This is a genomic window from Rhizorhabdus sp. (assembly GCF_018006725.1).
Taxonomy (GTDB): domain Bacteria; phylum Pseudomonadota; class Alphaproteobacteria; order Sphingomonadales; family Sphingomonadaceae; genus Rhizorhabdus.
This window is the reverse complement of the sequence record NZ_JAGMXV010000216.1, coordinates 1-7,641: the sequence shown is the minus strand read 5'-3', so window position 1 is coordinate 7,641 and position 7,641 is coordinate 1. Positions and strand designations below refer to the sequence as shown.

Sequence of the window (7,641 nt, the reverse complement as noted above, 5' to 3'; positions counted from 1 at the left end):
GCCTTCGGCGTGGATATAGCTGATTTCCTTTAGCTTGAGCGCACCTTCGAGCGCGAGCGGATAATCGGTGCCGCGACCCAGATAGAGCACGTCGCGCGCGGTCGCGATCGTGCCGGCCATCGCCTCGATCGTCGAATCATAGGCGAGCGCGCCGTTGATAGCCGCCGGGGCCTCCGACAGATGGCGGACGATGTCCTTCTCTTCGCGCTCGGACAGGCGTCCCTTGGCGCGCGCGAGGTTCGCCGCCAGCGCGGCGAGCACCGCCAGCTGGCAGGTGAAGGCCTTGGTCGAGGCAACGCCGATCTCGGGGCCGGCATGGGTCGGCAGCAGCAGGTCGGCCTCACGCGCCATGGTCGAGGTGGGCACATTGACCACGACCGCGATCTTCTGCCCCTCGGCGCGCGCGTGGCGCAGCGCCGCCAGCGTATCGGCGGTCTCGCCCGACTGGCTGATGAACAGGGCGAGACCGCCTTCCTCCATCACCGGCGCGCGGTAGCGGAACTCCGAGGCCACATCGAGGTCGACGGGCACGCGGGCGAACTGTTCGAACCAATATTTGGCGACCATGCCGGCATAGAAGCTGGTCCCGCAGGCGACGATCGTCACGCGGCGGATCGAACCCAGGTCGAACTCGGGGACGGGCAGAGAGACCTGATCCTCCAGCCGGCGGACATAGGATTTCAGCGTCTGCGCCACGACGATCGGCTGCTCGTAGATTTCCTTGAGCATGAAATGGCGATGATTGCCCTTGTCGATCGTCAGGTTCGACGCGCCCGACAGGACGATCGGCCGGTCGACCGGCTGGTCGTCACGGTCGTAGATCTGGGTCTTCTCGCGCGTGATGACGACCCAGTCGCCCTCGTCGAGATAGCTGATCCGCTGGGTAAGGGGGGCGAGGGCGAGCGCGTCCGACCCCAGATAGGTCTCGCCATTGTCGCCATAGCCGACGACCAGCGGCGAGCCGAGGCGGGCGCCGATCAGCATGTCGGGGTTCTGGCGGAACAGGATCGCCAGCGCGAAGGCGCCGTGCAGCCGCTTGAGGTTGGTCCGGACCGCCTCGGCCGGGTCCATGCCGGCCTCGACGTCGGCCGAGATCAGATGGGCCACTACCTCGGTGTCGGTCTGGCTCTCGAACGTCCGGCCCTTGGCGATGAGTTCGTCGCGCAGCGGCTTAAAATTCTCGATGATGCCATTGTGGACCAGGGCGACTTCGCCGGTGGCGTGCGGATGGGCATTGTCCTGCGTCGGCGCGCCGTGGGTCGCCCAGCGGGTGTGGGCGATGCCGATCAGGCCGGGCAGCGGCTCGGCGTCGAGCTTGCGCGCGAGATTGTCGAGCTTGCCCTCGGCGCGGCGCCGTTCGAGCTGCCCGTCGTGGATAGTGCAGATGCCGGCCGAGTCATAGCCGCGATATTCGAGGCGCCGGAGCCCGGCCACGAGCCGCTCCGAAACGTCTTCCTTGCCCACTATGCCGATAATGCCGCACATCGACCTTAAGCCCCACCAGAGTTCAACCGCGCGTGGCTATGTTCGAGCCACGATGAATGCCGACTTACGAAAGCCTGCGAACTGACGTCAGCCCTTGGCTGCCTTCTTGGCCGCCATGGCTTCCCTGAAACGCGATGCCCAGGCGGGCCGCGCTTCCTGCTGGCCCCGGGCGACCGCCAGCGCGCCGGCCTCGATGTCGCGCGTGATCACCGATCCCGCCGCCACCATCGCGCCGTCGCCGATCGTCACTGGCGCGACCAGCGCGCTGTTCGAGCCGATGAAGGTGCCTTCGCCGATCACCGTGCGATATTTGAGGAAGCCGTCATAATTGCAGGTGATTGTGCCCGCGCCGATGTTCGCCTTCGCGCCGATCTCCGCATCGCCGATATAGGACAGGTGATTGGCCTTGGCGCCCTTGCCGAACCGTGCCTTCTTGACCTCGACGAAATTGCCGATCTTCGCCTGCTCGCCGATGTCGGCGCCGGGGCGGAGCCGGGCATAGGGGCCGATCTCGGCCTCCGCGCGGACATGCGCGCCCTCGATATGGCTGAAGGCGTGGATCGTCACCCGGTCTTCGATCGTGACGCCGGGGCCGAACACCACATTGGGCTCGATCACCACGTCGCGGCCGACCCTGGTGTCATGCGCGAACCAGACCGTCTCGGGCGCGATCAATGTCGCGCCTTCGGCCATGGCCTGCAGGCGCCGCCGCTGCTGCCATTCGCGCTCGACCGCAGCGAGCTCGGCCCGGCTGTTCACGCCCGCGACTTCCCAGGCCTCGGCCTCGATCACCACCGATCGTTCGCCCTGCGCGCGGGCGATGCGGACGATGTCGGGCAGATAATATTCGCCGGCCGCATTGTCGTTGCCGACCTGCGCCAGCAGCGCCCACAGCCGCTCGCCGCGCACCGCCATCAGCCCCGAATTGCACAGGTCGACCGCGCGCTGCTCAGGCGTCGCGTCCTTAAACTCGACCATGTCCTCGATCGTCCCGTCGGACGCGGCGAGGATGCGGCCATAGGCCAGCGGATCGGCCGGACGGAAACCGAGCACGACCGCGACCGGTGCGTCGCCCTCGTTGAGGCGGTCGAGCATGCGGCGCATCGTCGCGGCGGGTACCAGCGGCACGTCGCCGTAGAGGATCAGGATATCGCCCGCGAAGCCGGTAAGGCCCGCTTCGCCCTGCTGCACGGCATGGGCAGTGCCCAGCTGCGGCTCCTGCGTCGCCACGTCGACACCCAGCGGGGCGACGAAGGCCTCGACCTGCTCGCGCCCCGCGCCGGTGACGACCAGCTTGCGCGCAGCCCCCAGCTCATCGACCGCCGCGATCAGATGGCCGAGCATCGGCCGCCCCGCGACCGGGTGCAGGACCTTGTGCAGATCGGACTTCATGCGGGTGCCCTTGCCGGCGGCAAGGATCAGGGCGGCGAACGGACGGTGCGTCATCCGCGACGCTCTGCCACGAAGCGCTTGCCTTTTCCATATGGGGCGGGCGATGGAGCGCGCCATGGCTGCTGATTTTCCCTTCGACGTCGTTGCTTTCGATCTGGACGGCACCCTTGCCGACACCGCGCCCGACCTGACCGCCGCGCTGAACCATGCTCTGGGCGCGCTGGGACGGCCCCCCGTGCCCGCCGAGGATGTGCGCCACATGGTCGGCCATGGCGCGCGCGCGCTGCTCCAGAAGGGGCTCGCCGCCACCGGCGAGATGACCGAGGCGCTGGTCGAGCAGGGCTTCCCGATCTTCATCGACCATTATCTCGACCATATCGCCGACGGGACGACGATCTTTCCGGGGCTGAACGCGGCGCTCGATGCGCTCGCGGGGCGCGGCGTGAAGCTTGCGGTGTGCACCAACAAGGCCGAAAAGCTGGCGCGCCGCTGCATCGACGAACTCGGCTGGGCCGACCGTTTCGACGCGCTGGTGGGCGGCGACACGCTGCCGGTCCGCAAGCCCGACCCGGCGCCGCTGTTCGAGGCGATCGCGCGGTGCGGCGGGGGCAGGGCGGCCTATGTCGGCGACTCGATCACCGACACCGACACCGGCCGCAACGCCAATATCCCGACGGTCGCGGTAAGCTTCGGCTTCTCCGATCGCCCGCCCGAGCAGCTCGATGCGACCGCGCTGATCCACCATTTCGACGATCTCATCCCGACGCTCGAACGGCTGGGGCAGGACGAACAGTGGATGCGCTGCCCGATCTGCGGCTCGGCGCGCTTCGAAGGGGCGGGCTCGAAGCCGCACATCAAATGCGCCGGCTGCGGCTCGAACGTGCGGGCGCGGCTGCTGTGGATGATGCTGGAGCGCGAAGGGCTGCTCCGCCCCGGCCTGCGCGTTCTGCACTTCGCGCCCGAGGCCTGCTTCGCCGGCCGCTTCCGCGAACTATGGGGCGAGGGCTATGACCCGGTCGACTTCGACCCGTCGCTCTTCCCCCATATCCCCGGCATCCGCGCGATGGACCTCGTCGGCGATGCGGCGGCCCTGCCGTCGGGCCATTACGACCTGATCATCCACTCGCACGTGATGGAGCATATCCCCGGCAATGTGACGGCGGTGCTCTACCACCTCCACCGAGCGCTGAAGCCCGAGGGCAGGCAGATCTGCTGCATCCCGATCATCCGCGACGGCCACTCGGCCGAGGACTTGGGGCCCCTCGACCCCGCCGACGCGACCGCGCGCTTCGGCCAGGACGACCATGTCCGCCGCTTCGGCGGGCTGGACGTGCACCAGACCTTGGGCATGATCTTCCGCCTGCCCGAGCGGTATGACCTGACCGCCACGTTCGACGAGCCGACCCTGATCCGCAACAACATCCCGCGCGTGGTGTGGCAGGGCTGGTGCCCGAGCTCGGTGCTGGTGCTCGGCAAGGAGGACTTGCTGCTGCGGGGGGCGTGATCCTGGGGCGTGAAGGGCAAATTGTCGCCCGTTTCCCGGCGGACATTGGAGCCGAACGGATCGAGATGTCTTTGCCAGTCCGGTACGGTCAAGCTCGGCTCGCCGACCCGGCAGATCGCGGATTGCCTGCCGGGCCGCAGCCTTGTCCTGGTTTGCGGGCGCCAGCCTACGCCCGTGCAATGCCCTGCAACGCAGCCGCTGAAAGATCGAACAGCTTCTGTGCGACGATGACGGCAGACGGCGCGTTAGGGGCGGTGGCGTCTGCACCGACATCGTGGGCAAGCGCCGGATTCGCGGTAAACATCGGCCCGCCCACCATGATGCCCACCGCCTGATTGCGGGACTCGCGGCGGATCTGCGCAATCGTCGAGCGCATGCTCTCGAGTTGGCGTTCCGATCCCGCCGTCAGCCCTACGACGGCAAACCATCTGTTCTTGGCGATCTCCGCGATGTCTGCGGACGTTCCCTCGAGCTCGGTCCGGACCTGCCAACCGGCAGCCAGCGGGAACCGCTCCACAATCTTGACCCCGAAGGAGTGCTGGTTTCCCGGCGTCATCGCCATCAGGACATGGCGACGTTCGTCCAGCGCCAACAGGGTATAGGTGTCGTTGAAGATCGACAGCAGCTTCTGCAGCCGCGCGACGCCCAGGGTGACGTCGATGAAATCACATTCGTCGCGGTCCCACATCTCGCCGAGCATGCGCGCGGTAGGCTCGATCAATTCGAGGAACAACATGTCCATCGAAAGCCCACGGTCCCGGAGCACCAGCACATAAGCGGCGGCAGCCTCCAGATCGCTGCCGAGTACGATGTCGGCAAGGCCCGTGATGTCGGCGCTGGTCGGGGCAAGGGCTTCGATAACGAGCTTGACCGGCGGGGCAGCCGGAACAGCCTCGCTATGCAGCTTGAGCAGCCGCGGGACTATCTGGTTCGAGACGATGCGTGCCAGCTTCGCCTGCCGCTCTGCCACGTCTTCGCGGCGATAGAATTCCGGGGCGATATAGTGCGTTTCCAGCCGCTTCAGGCTTTGACCATCGATTGCCGGTCTCGCAAACGGACTGCTCGCCTGCCCCATAGACTCTCTCCGCGCCCCGCCTTGGTGGCGATCGCAATGTCTGAAATCAACACATCGGGCGGCGGGTGTCGATAGCTTAGCTTGACGCTGCACCATTTCCCGTAGGCTCGGGGCGCAGGGACATATCCGGGGTTGTCGGTAACGCGTGCGACAATCCGTTGAAGAGAGTTATGTCGGAAGCGCGGTTCGCCGGGCGTTTTCGGGGTTTCAGGCGCCGGCGCAGGCCATCGCAACGGCCTCCTCCTCGATGCCCATGATCGAGGAGTTTCGAGATGCGGCGGCAGCCTGTCGGGTCGATCTGAGAAACTGCTGGGAGGGCGGCCGTTACGCGCCTTCCGCAAGATATTCCATGGAGAGCAGGACCGTGCTTGTTCGGAAAGGCATGGGTGCGGATCGCATAGCCTGCTCATCCGACTGAGCGCGAAGGCCGGGGCTCATCGTGGTGCTGGCATCTGAGTTATAGCGGACGACATAGGTGCTCAACCAGCGCTGTTTTTCGCGGGGTCGGACGGGAAATAAATGCACTGGCACCGTAATCCGGAGAAACAGAACTTGTTCGCCTTGTTTTTTCATGATCACAATCGTCATAATGTCTCGATCAATCGAACACCCGTTGAGGCTCCGCAAGGGCAACCTCTTGCAGAGCGCCTATCCTATCGTATGGCGCCACCATGGAACAACAAAGTAAAGCTGAGACTACGCAGCCTAAACGCCACCATTACATCCCCATAACCATCTTAGAAAATTTTACCGATGAGGGTGGCTGGCTTCACATTTATCGTCGCCAAAATCCGGATGTAGGCATCCGCCCAAGTCGACCCGATCAATGCTTTTTAGAGGGGCACCTCTATAGTTTAATCAACTCGGACGGCACTCGAGATCCAAAGCTCGAAAAATCTTTCGCTGAACTAGAGGGGAGCGTAGGACCACTTTTAACCCAAGTCCTCGCCGCAGCCAGGCAAGATAGATATCCAGATATCTCTTCTGATCAGATTGAAGAGCTGATGCTGTACTTCTACCTGCAGTGGAAGCGCGTACCTGACGTGCAAAAGGCTGTGACGCCCGACGCTGAAGCATCAGCGATGATGGATCGCCTGCTCGCCGAGTTGCGCCAGCAGTTGCCCGATCGCTCGGCTGAGATTGATGCGCTTGATACTCCCGAAGCGCGACGGCGAACATTGCACAACGCTCGTGTCGGCAGTGTGACCACTATAGCTAACGATACGAACTCCGTTATGCGCAGTCGCGGATTTGGCGTGCTACGCATCGGCCTGCCAAACAAGCAGTTTGTAATCGCGAGCCGGCCTATTCTGAAATTGAATCCAGTCGGGCAATCTTACCTCGGAGACCCCATCGTCGAAATGTGGCTTCCGATCGCCCCTGATGTGGCCATTGGGCTATGCGGTCGCAAGGGTGAAAAGATCTTCGGTAAGATCAGCGATCCAGCTTGGGTCCGTGCATTCAATCTCGGCTTGATTGCGCAAAGCACCAGCTTCGCCGGCCCGACCCCTAAGCTTATACACTCCCTGGCAACCGCACGCTAAATCATGTCCAAAATGAACTGTTCGTGCTTGTTGGCCCAGCGAGCCTTGCGAGCGTCATCTAGAGATCTCGTCTCGTATCCTGAAGCACTCACGTGCCTGCCGGATGTGTATATTGAAGACGTCAAGTTTCGTGACAACGGGGGAGCTTGAACCGCGCCGGGTTTGCCGGAGGCTCCAACTCCTGAGAAGGTGGAGCCTGTATAAGCAAGACGACGAACAAATTTGCGCCTGAGGTCCGCGAGCGTGCGGTGCGGATGGTGCTGGATCACGAGGCCGACCATCCCTCTCGCTGGACAGCTATTGTGTCGATCTCTGAGAAGATCGGATTACGGTGACGCTGCGCTCAAATCGGCAAATGCCCAAGCTTCTGGCTAATTCAGAACGCAATGTTGATCCGCCCGCCTCAATGCGGTCGGACTAGTGGTCCTCACACCTGCGTGCCTATTCACGCTCCTCAAAAAACAACTGCACCGCTTCCTTCGGCCGCAGCGTCAGACGGCTCACCGGTTCCGGCCGCGCGATGTGCTCGGGGTAGCGTAGCCGGAACGCGCGGACGATGCTGGCGATGATCAGCATGCCTTCCTGCTGGGCGAAGCCCGCGCCGATGCAGATGCGGGGGCCTTTGCCGAAGGGCATATAGG

The 7,641-nt window shown here is 64.2% G+C and carries 7 protein-coding genes and 1 pseudogene; 3 read left to right on the top strand and 5 right to left on the bottom strand.

The features are described from left to right. Both glmS and glmU read right to left on the bottom strand, forming a co-directional pair. On the bottom strand, nucleotides 1-1,485 hold a 1,485-nt coding region (gene glmS / locus KAY22_RS21605), incomplete at its 3' end, for a glutamine--fructose-6-phosphate transaminase (isomerizing) (RefSeq protein WP_296625283.1). Between the two features lie 87 nt (nucleotides 1,486-1,572). Then, entirely contained in the window at nucleotides 1,573-2,931 is a 1,359-nt protein-coding gene (gene glmU / locus KAY22_RS21600) for a bifunctional UDP-N-acetylglucosamine diphosphorylase/glucosamine-1-phosphate N-acetyltransferase GlmU (protein ID WP_296625282.1), read from the bottom strand. Nucleotides 2,932-2,992: 61 nt separating this feature from the next. Between glmU and KAY22_RS28000 the strand changes: the two genes are divergently transcribed. After that, complete coding sequence (locus KAY22_RS28000) at nucleotides 2,993-4,381, top strand: HAD-IA family hydrolase (protein ID WP_366514124.1); 1,389 nt, start codon at nucleotides 2,993-2,995, stop codon at nucleotides 4,379-4,381. A 166-nt stretch (nucleotides 4,382-4,547) separates the two neighbouring features. Here KAY22_RS28000 and KAY22_RS21585 read toward each other — a convergent pair whose 3' ends face one another. Together KAY22_RS21585 and KAY22_RS21580 are read right to left on the bottom strand one after the other, a co-directional pair. Continuing rightward, nucleotides 4,548-5,456 carry a B12-binding domain-containing protein gene (locus KAY22_RS21585; RefSeq protein WP_296625281.1) on the bottom strand — a complete coding sequence of 303 codons (909 nt, stop codon included), beginning with the start codon at nucleotides 5,454-5,456 and terminating at the stop codon, nucleotides 4,548-4,550. A gap of 324 nt (nucleotides 5,457-5,780) precedes the next feature. Beyond that, the gene (locus tag KAY22_RS21580; protein WP_296625280.1) at nucleotides 5,781-6,044 is read right to left on the bottom strand and encodes a hypothetical protein; all 264 of its coding nucleotides are present in this window, start codon (nucleotides 6,042-6,044) and stop codon (nucleotides 5,781-5,783) included. 83 nt (nucleotides 6,045-6,127) lie between these two features. Here KAY22_RS21580 and KAY22_RS21575 point away from each other — a divergent pair, with 83 nt between their 5' ends. Together KAY22_RS21575 and KAY22_RS21570 are read left to right on the top strand one after the other, a co-directional pair. Then, nucleotides 6,128-7,000, top strand: coding sequence for a DUF4238 domain-containing protein (locus KAY22_RS21575; protein ID WP_296625279.1), 873 nt, complete (start codon nucleotides 6,128-6,130; stop codon nucleotides 6,998-7,000). A 200-nt stretch (nucleotides 7,001-7,200) separates the two neighbouring features. Beyond that, a pseudogene (locus KAY22_RS21570) lies at nucleotides 7,201-7,326 on the top strand (IS3 family transposase); the annotation flags it as partial. A 115-nt stretch (nucleotides 7,327-7,441) separates the two neighbouring features. Here the strand turns inward: KAY22_RS21570 and KAY22_RS21565 are convergent. Then, nucleotides 7,442-7,641 (bottom strand): cytochrome P450 (locus KAY22_RS21565; RefSeq protein ID WP_296625278.1); only part of this gene is annotated, 200 nt, incomplete at its 5' end.